Below are 17,080 nucleotides of genomic sequence, written 5' to 3'. Positions count from 1 at the left end.
CCGTCGTACGATGCCCAGCGTGACGCACGACGACGCTCCGCCGCTCGCGGACCTCATGCCGTGGTCCGTCGCACCGCCGCGACTCGGCCGGGGGTGGCCCCTGGCCCCCGACCGGGCCTCGCTCAGGGACCGCTGGGCCGCGCTGCTCGCCGCGGACGGGCCGGCCCGCGAGGCCCTGTTCGAGCCGACGCGCTCGCGCACCCCGCACACCGCGGTGGGACACCTGCCCGGCCGTCCGGCCGGCACGGAGAGGCTGGCGCGCGCGTCGGGCCCCTGCCCGGAGCCGGTCCGGGTCCTGGCCGCGCCCTTCGACGAGCGGTGGCTGATCCCCGACCACCGCCTGATCGACGCGGCCCGCCCCGAGCTGTGGCGGGTGGCGGACGAGCACCAGGTGTTCGCGGTGGAGACACCGGACGGCCCGCCTCTCCTGGCGACCTCCCTGTTCCCGCTGCTGCGCGCGGGCCGGGTCCGCCCGCTGTACCGGCGCCCGGGCGCCGCGGAACCCAACCTGGCCCCGGGGCTGCTGGACCGCCTGGGCCACTCCCCCGACCCGCTGGACTTCCTGGCCTGGACACTGACCGCCGTCCGCCCCGACCTCACGGTCCCCCTCACCCGGGACCCGGACCTGTGGTCCCGGGGCGTCGAACTGGGCCACCGCGTCCTGTGGCTGCTGCGCCGCGACGGTGACCGCCCCCGACTCCCCGGCGGGCGCCGCCCCTACGTCCGCGCCCCGCTCCCGGTCTTTCCCCTGACCCTCCGCTACGACCGCGAGGAGGAGGCCCTCCACCTCGACGAGGGCCGTATCTCGCCGGTGCCGCCGGAGGCCTGGGACTTCGAGGCGGGAGGGGCGCGGGTTTTGGAGCAGTGGTTCGCGGCCCGGACCACGCGGCCCGAGCCGGGCACCCTGGCCGCCATCCGCCCGACGGCCTGGCCGCAGACCTGGACGTCCGAACTCCTCGAACTGATCACCGTGCTGGCCCTGCTGGCCGAACTGCGGCCGCTGCGGGAGGAGGTGAGGGTGACGGAGCCGGTCACGGCATCGGACCTGCGCGCGGCGGGCGTCCTGCCGGTGCCGGATGCGGCCCGCCGCCCGGCGTCGGTGCTGGACCACCAGGAGGAGGGCCCGGAGGGCCAGTTCGCGCTGCTGTGACGCCTGCCGGCAGCACAGCGCCCGGCGTCACAGCCGCCGGCGTGGCTCGGCGTCGGGCGACCAGGGGGTGCGGTAGCGCGGGGCGGACACCCCCGAGGCGAAGGCGGTGACGCTCTCGGGCGAGGTGGTGACCCGCCAGTCGATCACCCGGAACGCCTGGTACCAGATCACGCCGATGATGCGCGGGTGCCGGGGCAGCGCGCGGAACATCCCGGCGATCCACTCCGCCTTGCGGCCGGCCGCGTCCGTGGCACCCAGCTCGGTGATGGCCAGCGGTTTTGCGGTGATCCGGCGCAGCCGCCGCTCGCTGGCGGAGAAGATCGCGTCGAAGGACCGGTAGTTCTCCCTGCCCGTGGTGCCGTAGTAGCCGGACAGGCCCACCCAGTCCACGTAGGCGTCGCCGGGGTAGAGACCCTCGAACGGGGTGGCGTTCTCGTAGTGGACGTTGGGGCTCCACACCCAGACCGCGTTGGTCGCCCCCGCCCGTTCGAAGATGCGGTGCACATGCCGCCAGGCCCGTACGTACTCGCCCGGACGGTTGCCGTTGGCCTGCTCGCACCACGGGTACCAGTAGCCGTTCATCTCGTGGGCGAGGCGGATCCCCACCGGGTAGCCGAGGGAGGCGATGCCCTCCGCCCACGAGCGGACGTACGCGTCGAAGGCGCCGTCGATGATCCGGGAGAGCCGGTAGCGGGGCTGCTCCCCGCGCAGCTGCTCCTCCTCCGGCTCCTCGCGGTGGTCCCAGGGCTCCCAGGCGACCAGGGGCATCATGCCGCGCCGGGCGACGTTGTCGATGAGCCGGGCGTCGAACCGGTCGCTCGCCCAGTCGAGGGAGAACTCGTAGACCTGCGGCCGGTGTCCGGTGCGGCGGGTGAAACGGGCCGCCTCGGTGAGGTCGTGGACGCCTTCGTCGGTCATGATGCCGACGAAGACCTCCCCACGGGCCGGGAACGTCGGCGCGGGCCCGCCTCCTCCGTCCGCGGGGGTCGGCCGGATGCCGGTGGTGGGCGGCAGCGCGGCATCGATCGCCGCCGTGCGCCCCCTCTCCTGTTCCCCCGCGAGATGCGGTCCGACCACGAAGACGTAGCCGCCCAGCAGCAGCGCCAGCACCGCGGTGAGCCCCTTGGTGGCCGTGACCCTCATCGCCCCTCCGCCCGCGGGCCGCACGCGGAGGGCGCGCTGACCGTGGCGGCCGGGACCGCTGCGGCCTCCGCCGCCGCCAGCAGGGGCGGGAGCACGCCGGTCAGCAGGGCCAGCACCGCCCACAGGCGGGGCGCGGGGTTGTCGTGGCCCAGGGCGTAACTGGCCGCCAGCGGGGCCGCGACCGTCGCCGCCCAGACCAGGTGGAGGCGGAAGGTGCGCGGCGAGTCGGCGCTGCGCAGCCCGCCCTTGGCGGTGACCGCGTACCCCAGCGGCCGGCGCAGCAGTGCGGAGAGGGCGGCCGCCACGTAGACCGGGCCGGCGAACAGCGCGAGGACGAAACCGTGGGAGCCGAGTTCGCGCCGCTCGTGCTCGGCGAGGTTGAAGCGGCGCAGCCACCACCACAGCCACAGCCAGCTGCCCATCCCGGCGGACCACAGTCCCAGCCAGGTCGGCCCCTCCAGACCGGCCGTCATGACCCCGAGCAGCAGCGCCAGGGCGGTCGCCGCGGTGCCGAGGAGCAGGGTCACCGCCACGCTCGGGTAGTAGAACTGCACCAGCGTGTAGAGCAGCCGCTGGCGCCGGTGGAGCCGGATGCCCTCGGTGAGGCGGTGGTCGAGTTTGATCTCCCAGACCCCGTAGGCCCAGCGCTTCTGCTGGTTGAAGTAGTCGGTCCAGCTGGTGGGTCCCTCGCCGACGGCGATCACGTCCGGGGTGTAGACGCCCTTCCACCGGTCGCCGGTGGCCGGGTTGACCGTGCCCTGCGCGCGCATGCTGGTCAGGTGGTCCTCGATGATCGAGTCCTGGTAGCCGCCGATGCTCCGCCAGGCGGTCGCCCGGTACAGGTGGTTGGTGCCGATGAGCAGGGGCGCGTCGAGTCCGTTGCCGCCGCGCTCGACGATCCCGCTGAACACGTACTGCTGGACGGAGGCACCGTGGGCGATCCAGTTGTCGTCCATGTTCCCGTACACCTGGGGCGCGACGACGAACGCGACGTCGGGGTCGTGGAAGTAGCCGAGGGAACGCTCCAGGAAGCAGGGCAGGGGGACGTGGTCGGGGTCCATCTGGGCGACGACGTCGTAGCGGTGCTCGTGCTCGGCGCGCCACGCGTTGTGGTTGCCGGCCTTGGTGCGGGCACGGAAGGCCCCCGAGGGGCGGTTGTACTCGGGACGACCCTTGCGGGTGAAGTGGCGCACGCCGAGCCGGGCGGCCATGGCCCGTACGGCCGGGTCGTCGCCCTCGTCGAGGATCCACACGTCGACGACGCCGCCGTAGTAGGTGACGCGCAGCATGGCCCGAAGAGTGCGTTCCACGACGTCGAGGGGCTCCTTGGCCGGTACGACGGTCGTCAGCATCGCCACCCGCAGCCCCAGGGGAGGCGTGAGCGGCAGCGGGTCCCGGGCGTGCCAGGCGAACGTCCACACGGCGAAGACCTGCACCACCTTGATGATCTCGATGGCGACGACCACGCAGAAGGCGAGCCGGGCCGGGACGAGCCGCCAGTCCCCGGCCGCGGACGCGCCGCCCCCGGGCAGGTGAGCGGGGAGCAGCAGCCAGCCGGCGAGGCCGGTTCCGCACAGCGCGGTGAGCACGGCCAGGGCGGTGAGGACGGCCCGCTCGGCGCCGGTCAGCACGGGGCGGAACCGTACCCGTACGGGGCCGCCCGGCGCCGGCGTCAGCGGGCCGGTGGCCCAGGCGCAGCGCCGGTAGGCCGCCTGCGCCCCCTCGTCCCGCGGCCCGGAGACCGTCATCCTTCCTCCCCCCCTCGGAGCGCGGCACGCATTCGTGCGTCACGCTCCGGCCGTCCACTCCGCACGGTTTCAGACACCCTCGGTGGCCGGCCGGTTGCGGGCGCATGGTGCTCGGCACCGGCGCGTGGGGCGCGCGGCGGGCGCGCGGGGCGTCAGGTGCGCACGGCGTAGAGGCGGCTGTCCGCCCCTCCGAAGTACACGGCGTCCGGGGTCGCCGTCGGGGGGTGCACCTCGGCGCCGGCGGTGAAGGTCCACACCCGCTCGCCGGTGTCGGCGTCGACGGCGTACAGCCGCTGGTCGCTGCTGCCTGCGTACACGACGCCGTCCGCGACGGTGGGGGCGCCCACATCGCCCCCGGTGGCCAGCGCCCAGCGCCTCTCGCCCGTCGTGGCGTCCCAGGCGCGCAGTTCCCGGCCGCTGCCGCAGTAGACCGTGCCGCGGGCGACCAGGGGCCCGGCCTTGGCGGAGACGCCCTGAGCCCGCCACACCTGACGGCCGGTGGTGGCGCGGACCGCGTAGAGGGTCTCGTCGGTGCTGCCGAAGTACACCAGTCCGCCCGTCACCACGGGGAACCAGGAGACGGCGCCGGCCGTGGTGAACGTCCAGCGCTCGGCGCCGGTGTGGGCGTCGACGGCGTACAGGCGCGTGTCGCTGCAGCCGACGTAGACGGTCTCCCCGGCCACCGTCGGGGAGTGGGTGTCGTGGCCCGTCCGGTACCGCCACAGGCGGCTGCCGTCGGAGACGTCGACCGCGTACAGGTGTCCGTCCGCGCTGCCGACGTACGCCACCCCGCCGGTCACCACCGGTGAGTGCACGATCCCGCCGGTCTCGAACCTCCAGCGCTCCTTGCCGGTCCGGGCGTCCAGCGCGTAGAGCCTGCCGTCGTCGCTGCCCAGGTAGGCGACACCGCCGAGGAGGTACGGGGCGGAGCCCAGCGCCGCGCCGGTCGTGTACGACCAGCGGTGTTCGCCCGACGCCGCGTCGACGGCGTAGAGGGTGCCGTCGTTGCTCGCCGCGTACACCAGGTCGCCCGCGACCCTGGGGTGGTTGACGAGGACGCCGGTGACCGGGAAGCGCCACAGCCGGGTGCCGGCCGGTGGACGCGGGTCGTCGTCCAGCAGGCGCCAGCCGGTGAAGCCCAGGGCGGCGGAGGCCGTGAGTGCGGCGGCGGCGAGGACCAGGCGCCGGCGGGCGATGTCGGGTCCGGGGGCGGGGGCGGGGAGTCCGGGGAGGTCCGGTGCGGCGGGCCGCGGCGGGTGGGCCGTCGAGGTGGGGGCGCCGGTGTCGCCGGGGCCGGTGGCGCGGACGAGGAGGTGCCGCGGGTCCCCGGTGCCGACGGTCGCCGGGCGGGGCAGCCAGCCGGGGCGGAACAGCGGGGTCGCGGGCCGACCGGAGGCGAGGGCGTTCGCGACCTCGCGCAGCCCGGGACGACGCGTCGCCTCCTTGTCCAGGCAGGAGGCGACGATGCCGAGCAGCCGGTCCGGCACCGCACCGAGATACGGCTCCTCGTGGACGATGCGGTACAGCAGCAGTTCGACCGAGCCCTCACCGAACGGCCCGGCGGCGGTGGACGCGAAGACGAGGACGGCGCCGAGCGAGAACACGTCGGCGGCGGGCCCCACGCCCTTCCCGCGGATCTGCTCCGGCGCCATGTACCCCGGGGAGCCCATCGTGGTCCCGGTGTGGGTCAGCGCGCTGGCCGCGACCAGCCGTGAGATGCCGAAGTCGATGACCCGCGGACCGTCCGGCGCCAGCAGCACGTTGCCCGGTTTGAGGTCGCGGTGGACCACGCCCGCCGCGTGGATCGCGGCCAGCGCCTGGACCAGCCCGAGCCCCAGGTCTCGCACCGAGTCCTCGGGCAGCGCGCCCCCGGCGCGCACCGCCTCCTGCAGGGAGGGTCCGGGGATGTAGGCGGTGGCCAGCCAGGGCGGTGTCCCGTCGGGATCCGCGTCGACGACTCCGGCGGTGTACGCGCCCGCCACCGAACGGGAGGCGTCGACCTCCCGGGTGAAGCGTCTGCGGAAGGTGGGGTCCTCGGCGAGGTCGGGCCGGATGACCTTCAGCGCGACCTGCTCGTTCTCCCGCGACCGGGCGAGGTAGACCCGGCCCATGCCGCCACTGCCCAGCCGGGCGAGCACCTCATAGCGACCGACCTTACGGGGATCGTCCGGCATCAGCGGTTCCAAGGCCCCCGCCCCCCTTACTCCGTGAGGGGAGGAGCCTTCCCCACGCGACCTGCCGACACACGGGCCCGGACGGCGCGCGCCGGCGCCCCCTCACCGCCGTGGCACGAACGCGTCCAGCACCCTCTCCAGCGCCAGTTCGAACACGGCCTCCGGATCGATCGGCCCCGGATCCTCCGCGAACGCCGCCGCCATCCGCGGATAGGCCCCGCCGGCCACCTGGCTCCCCAGATAGGCGATCCGCACCGCGTTCTCCTCGTCCGCCGACCACGGCAGCGACCGCGTCCGCTCAGCGGTGGCCAGCTCGTTCGAGACGTACGTCGTCACGACCCCGTTGACCATGGCGACCAGCTGCAGCTTCAGGCCGTACGTCATGTCCAGCGGGTCCAGGCAGGCGAGACAGTGCTCCAGGTAGCGCAGCGCGTTCGGGCTGAACCCGTACACCGGTGACATCAGGCGCGGCAGCCAGGGATGCCGGTGCATCAACGCGCGCGTGTCACGCCCGACGCGCAGCAGGTCCGCACGCCAGTCCCCGCTCGGCTCCCACTCCTCGTGCTCGCCACTGACCGCGTCCACCATCAGCTCGTACAGGTCCTCCTTGCGGGGGACGTAGTTGTACAGCGACATCGTGCCGCAGCCCAGCTCGGCGGCGACATGGCGCATGGACACCGCGTCCAGGCCCTGCGCGTCGGCGATCCGGACGGCCGCCGCCGCGATGTCGGCGCGCGTGTGGGCCGGCTTGGGCCCCCGGCCCGTCCGCTCCGGACGGGCCCAGATCACTTCGGGTACGGCCGCTCGGCCCGCCATCGATTCATCACCTCGCCCACCATCGTAGTTACGTACACCGTACGTAGTGCGCTATGGTCGACGCATGACGACTACGTACGCTGTACTTAGTGAGGGTCTCGAGAAGCGGTTCGGCGAGGTGCGTGCCCTGCGGGGCCTCGACCTCGCCGTCCCCCGGGGCACGGTCTGCGGGATCCTCGGGCCGAACGGGGCGGGCAAGACCACGGCCGTACGCCTGCTCACGACGCTGCTGCGGCCCGACGCGGGGTCGGCGCGCGTCGCCGGGCACGACCTCGCCCGGGAGGCCGCGGCCGTCCGTCGCGCCATCGGCGTCACCGGGCAGTACGCCTCGGTCGACGGCGACCTCACCGGCCGGCAGAACCTGCGCCTGTTCGCCCGTCTGCACCGGGTGCGCGGGCCGGCCGCACGGGCCGACGAACTGCTCGCCCGCTTCGGGCTGACCGAGGCCGCCGACCGCCCGGCGTCGACCTGGTCGGGAGGGATGCGCCGCCGCCTCGACCTCGCGGCGAGCCTGATCCGCCGCCCGCACGTCCTCTTCCTGGACGAGCCGACGACCGGCCTCGACCCGGCGTCCCGCAACACCATCTGGGACGCCGTCCGCGAACTCAAGCAGGACGGCACGACCATCCTGCTGACCACCCAGTACCTGGAGGAGGCGGACCGACTCGCCGACGACATCGCCCTGGTGGACCGGGGCCGCGTCGCGCACACCGGTTCGCCCCGGCACCTGAAGGCGCTCATCGGCTCGTACGCGGAGGTGGTCGTCGCGGACGGCGACGCCCTGGCGAAGGCGGCGGGGGTGCTGGACCGGCTCACGGGCGCCGAGCCGGCCTTCGACGAGGCGCGGGCGGCCGTCGGCGCGGTCACCCGCGACACCACGCTCACCCTTCCCCGCCTGGTCCGCGAACTCGACGCCGCGGGCGTGCCGTTGCTCGACGCCAGCCTCAGACCACCCACGCTCGACGACGTGTTCCTGCGTCTGACGAACGACGGGGAGGCCGCCGCGTGAGCAGCCTCGCGTACGACGGAACGGCCATGCTGGGCCGCCAGCTGCTCCGCGTCCGGAACAACCCGGCCCTGGTGATCCTCACCCAGACCATGCCGATCACCATGCTGCTCTTCTTCGGCTACGTCTTCGGCAGCGCGCTGGCGATGCCCGGCGCCGAGTACCGCTCGTTCCTCGTGCCGGGCCTGCTGGTGGCGACGGCCGCCAACGGCATCATGACGGGCATGTTCCAGGCGGCGCAGGACGTCCACCGGGGCGTGACGGACCGGCTGCGCACGCTCCCGACGAGCAGGGCGGCCGTGCCGCTCGGGCAGGCGGTGGCCGACCTCGTCGTCACGGCGGCGGGAACGGTTCCCTTCCTGCTGGTGGGCCTCGCGGTCGGCTGGCGCGTCGAGGGATCGGCGCCGGCGGCCGTCGCCGCGGTGGGCCTGTTGCTGCTGTTCCGGTTCGCGTGCACCTGGATCGGGATCCACCTGGGGCTGCTCTCCCGCAGCGAGGAGGCGGCCGGCCAGCTCGGCAGCGCGACCTTCATGCTGCCGCTGCTGTCCAACGCCTACATCCCCACGGACAACCTGCCGGGCTGGCTGCGCACCGTCGCCGAGTGGAACCCGATCAGCGCGGTCACCACGGCCCTGCGGGACCTGTTCGGCAACGCGCCGGTCCCCGAGGACGCCGCCTGGCCGGTGGCGCATCCGGTCGCCGGTTCACTGGCCTGGTGCGCGGTGCTGATCGCGGTGTTCGCCCCCCTGGCGGTACGCGCCTACGCGCACCCCCGTGCATGACAAACCCGCCGGCCGAGGGTGATGATCCACCCCATGGACCAGCTCCCCCTGCCCCTGGAGGGCATCACCGTCGTCGCCGTCGAGCAGGCCGTCGCGGCCCCGTTCGCCACCCGGCAGCTCGCCGACCTCGGAGCCCGGGTGATCAAGGTCGAGCGGATCGACGGCGGCGACTTCGCGCGCGGCTACGACACCGCGGCCCGCGGTCTCGCCTCGCACTTCGTGTGGTGCAACCGCGGCAAGGAGTCGATCGCGCTGGACCTGAAGGACCCGCGCGGCCTGGACGTCGTACGGCGGCTGGTCGCGGACGCGGACGTGTTCGTGCAGAACCTCGCGCAGGGCGCGGCGGCCCGGCTCGGCCTGGACGCGGCCACCCTGTGCGCGGCGCACCCGCGCCTGGTCGCCGTCGACATCTCGGGGTACGGGGCGTCGGGACCGTACGCGGACAAGCGGGCGTACGACATGCTCGTGCAGTGCGAGGCGGGGCTGGTGTCGGTGACGGGGACGCCGGAGCAGCCGGTGAAGGCGGGGATTCCGGCGGCCGACATCGCGGCCGCCATGTACGCCTTCTCGGGCGTGCTGGCGGCGCTGCTGCGGCGGGGTACGACCGGGCGGGGCGGGCCGGTGGAGGTGTCGATGCTGGAGGCGCTCGCGGAGTGGATGGGGCATCCCCTGCACCACACCCTGCACGGCGGCACTCCCCCGGTGCGCACCGGCCTCGCGCACGCCGTGATCGCGCCGTACGACGCCTATCCGACGGCGGACGGCGGGCGGGTGCTGCTGTCGGTGCAGAACGACCGGGAGTGGCGACGGCTGGCCGAACAGGTGCTGGGGCGGCCGGAGCTGGGGGAGGATCCGGCGTACGCCACGAACGCGGCGCGGGTCGCCCGCCGGGAGCGGACGGACGCGCTGGTGGCGGAGGCGCTGGGGGCGCTGGACACCGACGAGGCGCTGGCGCGGCTGGAGGGCGCGGGCATCGCGTGCGCGCGCCTGAGGGATCTGCGGGAGCTGGCGGAGCATCCGCAGCTGGCGGCCCGCGAGCGGTGGCGGGAGGTGGACTCACCTGCCGGGCCGCTGCGGGCGCTGCTTCCTCCGATCACACTGCCGGGCGGGGCGGAGGCACGGATGGGGGCCGTGCCCGCGCTCGGGGAGCACACCGGGGCGGTGCTGCGTGCCGTGGGGATGACGGACGACGAGATCGCAGCGCTGCGCCGGGACGGTGTGGCCGCCTGAGCGCGGGCCTCAGTGCTTGTTGCCGCCGAACAGCGAACGGCGCAGTCGACGCAACGGCGCGAAGAGCGAGACCCGGCTCACCCGGGCACCCCTGGGGCTGCGGTGCGCGGGCTCACGCGCGGTCAGTTCCCGCATCAGCGAGGTCGCCTCGGCCGTCTCCCGCTGCGGGATGGCGGGACCCGCCAGCACCGAGAGATGGCGGTCGAGACGCGAACTGGTCGCGCTGCTCCCGCAGGTGATCGCAGGGACCCTCGCCCTGCTGCGCACTGTTATCTGTTCCATGTCACTCCCCACCCGTACGAGTCCACCCGGCCCGGGCAGGGTAACCCTATCGCCCCGTCGGAGCACCCGTGTATCGCGGTCTCAGGAATCACCTTCCCCGTAAGGGGGTTGACGACTCCTCCCCGGTCACTCTCCGAATCCAACCGATTTCAGGGTGAGTTGGACAACCGGCTGCGTAGTGGGCTGTGGTGACCCTCCGTCAGGCTCGACGGTCACAGCGAGTGACGCCGACGACCGGTCGAGGCCGGTCGCGACCAGGGGCGTGTCACCATCGAAGAGGCCCAGGGAGCGCGGTTGCGCGTCAGGGCGCATGAGCCAGAGCTGGTGCACCTGTCCGGTCGGCAGGTCGCCGTATCCGCTCAACGTGACGATCGCCTCCCCCGCCGAAGCGGAGGCGATCACTCCGATACTGCGGCCCTGAGCGTCCTTGCCGGTGCTCGCCCTGGCGTCCGGAGCTGCGAGAACGTGGGCGATCTCACGTGCCTGCGCCCGCTCGGCGGCGAGTTCGTCCCGGGTCCGGTCGGCCTGGACGGCGAAGAGCGAGGCGACGACGAGCGCGGCCGCGGCCGTCGCGGTGGCGAACGGCACGAACAGGGGACGGCGCGCACGGGGCGCACGGGTGCGCGCGGGAGGCGGCTGCTTGCCCCAGACGTGCGGCGGCAGTTGGGGCGCGCGCTCCCGCACCGGCCCGGACGCGGGCTCCTGCGGAGTGGTCCGTACGGCGGCCAGGACCCGGTCACGCATCGCGGCCGGCGGCGGGGCGGCCGTCGACCAGGCGAGCCGGACGGCGTCCTCGGACAGCGCCCGCACCTCGGCGGCGCAGCGGTCGCAGTTCCTCAGATGCCTCTCGAAGCGTCGCCGTTCGTCGGGTTCGAGGGCGTCGAGCGCGTAGGGCGCGGCCAACGAGTGCAGATCCCCGCGGCGGAAGAGTCCGAACAGACTCATGCGGCACCTCCCAGACAGTCGCGCAGCCGCGTGAGCCCGTCACGCATCCGGGTCTTGACGGTACCCAGCGGCAGGGAGAGCCGCTCGGCCACCTCGCGGTAGGTGTAGCCGTCGTAGTAGGCGAGGGTGACGGACTGGCGCTGCAGGACCGTCAGGCGGTCCAGGCAGCGGCGCACCCATTCACGCTCCAGGCCCGCCTCGACCTCCTCGGACACCTGGTCGAAGGCGGGGTGGTGGGCGCGCTGGGCCTCGCGCTGCTCGCGCTCGCCGGCCGCGCGGACGCTGCGCACCCGGTCGACGGCGCGACGGTGGGCGAGGGTGAGGATCCACGACAGGGCACTGCCGCGCCCCGGGTCGAAGCGGGCCGCGGAGCGCCAGAGTTCGAGCAGCACCTCCTGGGACACCTCCTCCGACTGCGCCGGATCCCGCACCACCCGCCGGACCAGTCCGAACACCGGCCCGGCCACCAACGCGTAGAGCTGCTCGAACGCCTTCTGGTCACCCCCCGCCACAAGCAGCAGGAGTTCGTCCGCCTCCATCCGGTCCCCCTCCCCGCGGCCGCACCCGGGCCGTCCCGTCCTACCAGGCATTCGCAAGGCACACCTCCGGAGGGGTTTATACGGATCCGAGGGCCGGAAACGCGGGTGAGCAGGAAAGAAAAAGTTTTTGGGTTTCGACCAATCCGACCCGCCCCCCTGCTCCGTATCACTGTCCGTCAGGCAAGTTGGCACAGAGGACGGACGGCATGACAGCTATCTCCAGGAGCGGATCCGGACGCAGGGGCGTCGCGACCCTCATATGCGGTGCGCTGGCCGCCGGGGGGCTCGCGGCCGCCGGCGTCGCCACGCTGGAACCGGGGGAGGCCGCCGCCTCCAGCCACCGGGAGGCCCCGCTCATCTCGGGCACCCCGCAGTACGACAACACCGACGTGTACGCGTTCGTGAGCCCTGACCACCCGGACTCGACGACGATCATCGCCAACTGGATCCCCTTCGAGGAGCCGGCGGGTGGCCCGAACTTCTTCCCGTTCGCCGAGGACGCCCAGTACGACCTGCACATCGACAACAACGGTGACGCGCAGGGCGACCTGCTGTTCCGGTACACGTTCAAGACGAAGGTCAAGAACAAGAAGACGTTCCTGTACAACACCGGAGTGGTCGAGAGCCTCGACGACGCCGACCTGAACGTGACCCAGACGTACGACATCGAGCTGGTCAAGCTCGAGCACGGCAAGGAGTCCCACCGGACGAAACTCGCGGACGACGTGCCGGTGGCGCCGTCGAACGTGGGCAAGGCGTCGATGCCGGACTACGCCAAACTGCGCGAGCAGGCCGTCTACAAGCTCTCCAACGGCGCGAAGACCTTCGCCGGCCAGGCCGACGACCCGTTCTTCCTGGACCTGCGCGTCTTCGACCTGCTGTACGGCGGGGACCTCTCCGAGGTCGGCAACGACACGCTCAAGGGCTACAACGTCAACTCCATCGCCCTCCAGGTCCCGACGGACCTGATCGTGGAGTCGGAGCACCAGCCGATCGTGGGCATCTGGTCGACCACCCAGCGCAAGAACGCGGAGGGCTACTACGCGCAGGTCTCGCGCCTCGGCAACCCGCTGGTGAACGAGGTCGTCAACCCGATCAAGGACAAGGACACGTTCAACGCGTCCGAGCCGAAGGACGACGCCCAGTTCCTGAAGAACGTCACCAACCCCGAGCTGCCCAAGCTCATCGAGGCGATCTACAAGATCAAGGCGCCCGCCGAGCCGCGCAACGACCTCGTCGACGTCTTCCTGAAGGGCGTCAAGGACCTCAACCAGCCCCCGCACGTGACGCCGTCGGAGCAGCTGCGTCTCAACACCTCGATCAAGCCGGCCGCCAGCCCCAAGCGGCTGGGCGTGCTCGACGGCGACACCGCGGGCTTCCCGAACGGACGCCGGCTCACCGACGACGTGATCGACGCCGCGCTGCAGGTCGTCGAGGGTGAACTGCTCGGTGCCAAGAACGACCTGGGCGACGCGGTCGACAAGAACGACAAGGAGTTCGAGAAGGCCTTCCCCTACGTCGCCCTGCCCACCGAGGGCTCGCGCGGCGCGACCGCCAAGACCGAGGCCGGCGTGCGCAGCCAGCTCGGCGACGCCCTCACGGGCGACTCCATGGGGAACACCGGTCTGATCGCCGGGTCCGCGGGCGCCGGCGCGGCCGGGATCCTGCTCATCGGCGGCGGCCTGATGTGGTGGCGCCGGATGCAGCGACCGTCCTACCGGCGCCACTAGGAACCGACCGGACGCACCGCCGGGGCCGTTCCGCCGGGTGGGGGGGTTTCTGACGGAGCCTCGCGGACGCCGGTCAGGATCCGGACGGCCGGCCCTCGGACCCGGGCCGGGGAGAATCCTGCGCTCCCCGGCCCGCACCACCCCACCGACCGGCGCGGCCCGCGTACCCAGTCCCCCACGGCGCGGGCCGCGCCACCCCACCAGCAGGACGATCCACCCCAGGCGACCGAGGAGAGGGCATGTCCCCGCGTACGAACGACGGCGAACCGGAGCGCGAGCGACCGGCCTCCAAGGACGTGGAGAACACGCAGGACGCGGGCGGGCGGGAGGACGCTGAAAAGGCTGCGCAGCCCGGGGACGTCGAAGGCGCTCCGGGAGCCGAGGGGGGCGGGAAGGACGTCGTCCCGGGTGCCGGGGACACCGGCCCCCGTGCCGGCGAGGCCGACGCGCGGGTCGCCGCCGTTCGCCGGGTGGGCGCCGCGGGGCGTCGCCGGCGGGCGCTGCACCTCGGGACGTGCGCGGCCATGGTGGCCGTCGCTCTCACCGCCGGGGCGATCGCGTTCGGGGCCGCGCGAGACGGGGACCCGGCTCCGGTGGCCGCGGCCGCCGCGGTCTCCCCCGGGCTGCTCGCCGGCGCCGACCTCGACGCCGCGATCACCTCGCTCCAGGCCCACCTCCGCACCCAGCCCAAGGACTTCGGGAGCTGGGCCACGCTCGGGCTCGCCTACGTCGAGCAGGCCCGGACGAAGGGTGACCCCTCCCGTTACCCGCAGGCGGAGAAGGCCCTGCAGCGCTCGCTGGAGCTGCGTCCGGGGAACGACGCGGCCCTCTCCGGCCGTGCCGCGCTCGCCGCCGCCCGGCACGACTTCGCCGGCGCCCTGAGCCACGCCGACCAGGCCCTGAAGCAGAACCCCTACAACGAACGCGCCCTGTGCTCCCGTGTCGACGCGCTCGTCGAGCTCGGCCGGTACGAGGAGGCACGGCAGGCCGCGCGGACCGCGGACCGACGGCGGCCCGGCGTACCGGTGTTCACGCGGTACGCCTACGTCCACGAGCTGCGCGGCGACATCGCCACCGCCCGCCGGGTCCTGGACCAGGCGCTCGCCGCCTCGACCACCCCCGGCGACATCGCCTACGTCGCCACCCAGCTCGGCCAGCTCGCCTGGAACGAGGGCGACCACGCCACCGCCCTCACCCACTACGCCCGTGCCCTCGCCGCCGACGAGAACTACCTCCCGGCGCTGGAGGGCCGGGCCCGCGCCCAGGCGGCGAGCGGTCGGCAGGCGGAGGCGATCGAGGGACTGGAACAGGTCGTCGCCCGCTTCCCGCTGCCCGGCCCGCTGGTCGGGCTCGGTGAGCTGTACGAGGCCAGGGGCGGCGCGGGCGACGCGGCGAAGGCCGAGGAGCAGTACACGCTCGTCGACGCCTGGACCGCCCTCGCCCGCGCCAACGGCGTCAACGCCGACCTCGACACCGCGCTCGCCGCCGCCGACCACGGCGACCGGGCGGCGGCCCTTCGCGCGGCCCGCGCCGAGTGGGCCCGCCGCCACACCGTGCACACCGCGGACGCCCTCGCCTGGGCCCTGCACGTCAACGGCAGGGACGCGGAAGCCCTCCCCTACGCCCGGCAGGCCACGGCGACCGGCTACCGCAACGCGACCTTCCTCTACCACCGCGGCCTCATCGAACGCGCCACGGGACACACCCGGGACGCCCGCGACCACCTCACGGCGGCCCTGGAGCTGAACCCCGGCTTCTCCCCCGTGGGCGCCCGCGAGGCCCGGGCCGCGCTGAAGACGCTGGAGGCCGCCAAGTGAACTCCCGTCGTGTGTTCGCCTCCGGCGCGGCCGTCCTGACGGCCGGGTGCGCGCTCGCGCTGATCCCGTCCACCAGCGCCGGCGCGCACCCCTTGGGCAACTTCACCGTCAACCGCTACGACGGCCTCGTCGCCGCCCCCGGACACCTGCGCGTCGACCACGTCGAGGATCTCGCCGAGATCCCGGCGACCCAGGCGAAGCCGGACATCGAACGGCTCGGCCTCACCGCATGGGCCCGGCAGCGCTGCGCCGCGGCCGCCACGGACAGCGCGCTGACCGTCGACGGCCGCCCGGTCGCCCTCACGGCCGGCGCCGCCAGGGCGGTCGTACGGCCGGGTCAGGCCGGGCTGGACACCGTGCGCGTGGAGTGCCGGCTGACGGCTCCGCTGCCCGAGGAGGAGACGGTCTCGCTCGGCTTCCGGGGGGCGGGCGCCTCCTCCGGGCCCGGCTGGCGGGAGATCACCGCGCGGGGTGACCGGATGACGCTCACCGCCTCCGACGTGCCGGCCGAGTCGCTGTCGGACGGACTCACCGACTACCCGCAGGAGTTGCTGTCCTCCCCCGCCGACACCGCGACCGCCTCCCTGCGGGTGCGGCCCGGCGGCGCGGCCCTCGTCGAGGGGGAACGTGACGCGCCCGCCGCGTCCGTCCTGCCCCGCGGGGCCGACCGCTGGACGCGGGCCCTGGACAGCCTGGTCGCCCGGCAGGACCTCACCCTCGGCTTCGCCGCCCTCGCCCTGGTCGTCGCGGTGGGCCTGGGCGCGATGCACGCGGTCGCCCCCGGGCACGGCAAGACGCTCATGGCCGCGACGGCGGCCGCCCGGGGCGGCAGGGCCCGGATGAGGGACGTGCTGCCCCTCGCCGCGTCGGTCACGGTCACCCACACCCTGGGCGTGGTCGCCCTCGGCCTCCTGGTCACCGCCGGTTCGGCCGCCGCCCCCTCGGTGATCGGCTGGCTGGGTCTGGCCAGCGGCGCCCTCGTCCTGTGCGCGGGCGCGACCCTGGTCCGCCGGGCCTGGCACACCCGACGGCACGGTCGCGGCCCCGCACACGCGCACACCCGTCCCCACGAGCACACGACGGCCCCCGCCCGTGAACTCGCCCTCGTCGGCGCCCCCGCGGACCACACCCACCACGGCCACGGGTACGCGCAGGGGCACGGCCACGCGCAGGACGGGCCCGGGAACGACCACGGTCACGACCACCACGACGAGCACGCCCACGACCACCCCCACGAGCACGACCACAGCCACAGCCACAGCCACGACGATCACCATCACAACCACGGCCACGGGCACGCCCACACCCACGGCGGCTCCACCCACACCCACTCCACCGCCCCCACCCTCCGCGGCACGATCCTCCTCGGCTTCGCCGGAGGGCTCGTCCCCAGTCCGTCCGCCGTCGTCGTGCTCGTCGGCGCGGCGGCGCTCGGGCACGCCTGGTTCGGGCTGCTGCTGGTCGTCGCGTACGGCGTGGGTCTCGCGCTGACCCTCACGGCCGCCGGGTTCGCCGTGGTCAGGCTGGGGGCGGGCGCGGCCCGGTTCCTGGACCGCGGCCCGCGCTGGACCACGCATCCGGTCGCGGCACTGGTCCGCCGCAACGTGCCGCTCTGGTCGGCGCTCCTCGTCGTGGCCCTCGGGGCCGGACTGGTGTTCAAGGGGGCGGCATCCGTCCTCGCCTGAGTTACGTTTGTGGAGGTATTCGCCCGGATGCGA

General features: G+C 74.0%; 14 protein-coding genes. 7 read left to right on the top strand and 7 right to left on the bottom strand.

Annotated features, from left to right (window positions below):
- Window positions 1-10: 10 nt before the first annotated feature.
- The gene (locus ACIBBD_RS20350) at window positions 11-1,150 is read left to right on the top strand and encodes a type ISP restriction/modification enzyme (protein WP_399420841.1); all 1,140 of its coding nucleotides are present in this window, start codon (window positions 11-13) and stop codon (window positions 1,148-1,150) included.
- A gap of 27 nt (window positions 1,151-1,177) precedes the next feature.
- On the opposite strand, the gene ACIBBD_RS20345 is transcribed toward ACIBBD_RS20350, so the two are convergent.
- From ACIBBD_RS20345 to ACIBBD_RS20330, 4 genes are all read right to left on the bottom strand, one after another.
- Window positions 1,178-2,293 (bottom strand): glycoside hydrolase family 26 protein, encoded by a 1,116-nt coding sequence (locus tag ACIBBD_RS20345; RefSeq protein WP_399420840.1) that lies wholly within the window; start codon window positions 2,291-2,293, stop codon window positions 1,178-1,180.
- Window positions 2,290-4,041 carry a glycosyltransferase family 2 protein gene (locus ACIBBD_RS20340; RefSeq protein ID WP_399420839.1) on the bottom strand — a complete coding sequence of 584 codons (1,752 nt, stop codon included), beginning with the start codon at window positions 4,039-4,041 and terminating at the stop codon, window positions 2,290-2,292. Before ACIBBD_RS20340 ends, ACIBBD_RS20345 begins: the two co-directional genes overlap by 4 nt.
- 152 nt (window positions 4,042-4,193) lie before the next feature.
- Window positions 4,194-6,215, bottom strand: a complete 2,022-nt coding sequence (locus tag ACIBBD_RS20335; RefSeq protein WP_399420838.1) for a PQQ-binding-like beta-propeller repeat protein — start codon at window positions 6,213-6,215, stop codon at window positions 4,194-4,196.
- Window positions 6,216-6,317: 102 nt separating this feature from the next.
- The gene (locus ACIBBD_RS20330) at window positions 6,318-7,031 is read right to left on the bottom strand and encodes a TetR/AcrR family transcriptional regulator C-terminal domain-containing protein (protein WP_399420837.1); all 714 of its coding nucleotides are present in this window, start codon (window positions 7,029-7,031) and stop codon (window positions 6,318-6,320) included.
- A 64-nt stretch (window positions 7,032-7,095) separates the two neighbouring features.
- On the opposite strand from ACIBBD_RS20330, the gene ACIBBD_RS20325 reads away from it, so the two are divergent.
- The 3 genes from ACIBBD_RS20325 to ACIBBD_RS20315 are packed head-to-tail and all read left to right on the top strand — an operon-like array spanning window position 7,096 to window position 10,049.
- On the top strand, window positions 7,096-8,040 hold the full coding sequence (locus ACIBBD_RS20325; protein ID WP_399420836.1) for an ATP-binding cassette domain-containing protein: 945 nt from the start codon (window positions 7,096-7,098) through the stop codon (window positions 8,038-8,040).
- A gap of 26 nt (window positions 8,041-8,066) precedes the next feature.
- The gene (locus ACIBBD_RS20320; protein WP_399421026.1) at window positions 8,067-8,819 is read left to right on the top strand and encodes an ABC transporter permease; all 753 of its coding nucleotides are present in this window, start codon (window positions 8,067-8,069) and stop codon (window positions 8,817-8,819) included.
- Window positions 8,820-8,852: 33 nt separating this feature from the next.
- Complete coding sequence (locus ACIBBD_RS20315) at window positions 8,853-10,049, top strand: CaiB/BaiF CoA transferase family protein (RefSeq protein WP_399420835.1); 1,197 nt, start codon at window positions 8,853-8,855, stop codon at window positions 10,047-10,049.
- 9 nt (window positions 10,050-10,058) lie between these two features.
- On the opposite strand, the gene ACIBBD_RS20310 is transcribed toward ACIBBD_RS20315, so the two are convergent.
- From ACIBBD_RS20310 to ACIBBD_RS20300, 3 genes are all read right to left on the bottom strand, one after another.
- Window positions 10,059-10,331 (bottom strand): hypothetical protein, encoded by a 273-nt coding sequence (locus ACIBBD_RS20310; RefSeq protein WP_399420834.1) that lies wholly within the window; start codon window positions 10,329-10,331, stop codon window positions 10,059-10,061.
- Window positions 10,332-10,457: 126 nt separating this feature from the next.
- Window positions 10,458-11,276, bottom strand: coding sequence for an anti-sigma factor domain-containing protein (locus ACIBBD_RS20305; protein WP_399420833.1), 819 nt, complete (start codon window positions 11,274-11,276; stop codon window positions 10,458-10,460).
- The gene (locus ACIBBD_RS20300; RefSeq protein ID WP_399420832.1) at window positions 11,273-11,815 is read right to left on the bottom strand and encodes a sigma-70 family RNA polymerase sigma factor; all 543 of its coding nucleotides are present in this window, start codon (window positions 11,813-11,815) and stop codon (window positions 11,273-11,275) included. The genes ACIBBD_RS20305 and ACIBBD_RS20300 overlap by 4 nt, the downstream gene beginning before the upstream one ends.
- A 206-nt stretch (window positions 11,816-12,021) precedes the next feature.
- Between ACIBBD_RS20300 and ACIBBD_RS20295 the strand changes: the two genes are divergently transcribed.
- The 3 genes from ACIBBD_RS20295 to ACIBBD_RS20285 all read left to right on the top strand — a co-directional run bounded on the left by ACIBBD_RS20295 (window position 12,022) and on the right by ACIBBD_RS20285 (window position 17,047).
- Window positions 12,022-13,545 (top strand): DUF4331 domain-containing protein, encoded by a 1,524-nt coding sequence (locus tag ACIBBD_RS20295; RefSeq protein WP_399420831.1) that lies wholly within the window; start codon window positions 12,022-12,024, stop codon window positions 13,543-13,545.
- Between the two features lie 239 nt (window positions 13,546-13,784).
- Window positions 13,785-15,362: a tetratricopeptide repeat protein gene (locus ACIBBD_RS20290; protein WP_399420830.1), complete on the top strand. Its 1,578-nt coding sequence runs from the start codon at window positions 13,785-13,787 to the stop codon at window positions 15,360-15,362.
- Complete coding sequence (locus tag ACIBBD_RS20285; RefSeq protein WP_399420829.1) at window positions 15,359-17,047, top strand: nickel transporter; 1,689 nt, start codon at window positions 15,359-15,361, stop codon at window positions 17,045-17,047. The genes ACIBBD_RS20290 and ACIBBD_RS20285 overlap by 4 nt, the downstream gene beginning before the upstream one ends.
- The last annotated feature ends 33 nt before the right edge of the window (window positions 17,048-17,080 follow it).

Origin of the sequence: Streptomyces sp. NPDC051315 (assembly GCF_044455165.1) — a bacterium.
GTDB lineage: Bacteria > Actinomycetota > Actinomycetes > Streptomycetales > Streptomycetaceae > Streptomyces.
Note: the sequence above shows the minus strand (reverse complement) of the source record. Positions and strands in the feature narration are given on the sequence as shown.

Bases quoted from the DNA above. Each gene is read 5' to 3' on its own strand.
- ACIBBD_RS20315 (WP_399420835.1), top strand. From the start codon at position 8,853: ATGGACCAGCTCCCCCTGCCCCTGGAGGGCATCACCGTCGTCGCCGTC.
- ACIBBD_RS20350 (WP_399420841.1), top strand. From the start codon at position 11: ATGCCCAGCGTGACGCACGACGACGCTCCGCCGCTCGCGGACCTCATG.
- ACIBBD_RS20335 (WP_399420838.1), bottom strand. From the start codon at position 6,215: ATGCCGGACGATCCCCGTAAGGTCGGTCGCTATGAGGTGCTCGCCCGG.
- ACIBBD_RS20320 (WP_399421026.1), top strand. From the start codon at position 8,067: ATGCTGGGCCGCCAGCTGCTCCGCGTCCGGAACAACCCGGCCCTGGTG.
- ACIBBD_RS20310 (WP_399420834.1), bottom strand. From the start codon at position 10,331: ATGGAACAGATAACAGTGCGCAGCAGGGCGAGGGTCCCTGCGATCACC.
- ACIBBD_RS20305 (WP_399420833.1), bottom strand. From the start codon at position 11,276: ATGAGTCTGTTCGGACTCTTCCGCCGCGGGGATCTGCACTCGTTGGCC.
- ACIBBD_RS20295 (WP_399420831.1), top strand. From the start codon at position 12,022: ATGACAGCTATCTCCAGGAGCGGATCCGGACGCAGGGGCGTCGCGACC.
- ACIBBD_RS20325 (WP_399420836.1), top strand. From the start codon at position 7,096: ATGACGACTACGTACGCTGTACTTAGTGAGGGTCTCGAGAAGCGGTTC.
- ACIBBD_RS20300 (WP_399420832.1), bottom strand. From the start codon at position 11,815: ATGGAGGCGGACGAACTCCTGCTGCTTGTGGCGGGGGGTGACCAGAAG.
- ACIBBD_RS20290 (WP_399420830.1), top strand. From the start codon at position 13,785: ATGTCCCCGCGTACGAACGACGGCGAACCGGAGCGCGAGCGACCGGCC.
- ACIBBD_RS20330 (WP_399420837.1), bottom strand. From the start codon at position 7,031: ATGGCGGGCCGAGCGGCCGTACCCGAAGTGATCTGGGCCCGTCCGGAG.
- ACIBBD_RS20345 (WP_399420840.1), bottom strand. From the start codon at position 2,293: ATGAGGGTCACGGCCACCAAGGGGCTCACCGCGGTGCTGGCGCTGCTG.
- ACIBBD_RS20340 (WP_399420839.1), bottom strand. From the start codon at position 4,041: ATGACGGTCTCCGGGCCGCGGGACGAGGGGGCGCAGGCGGCCTACCGG.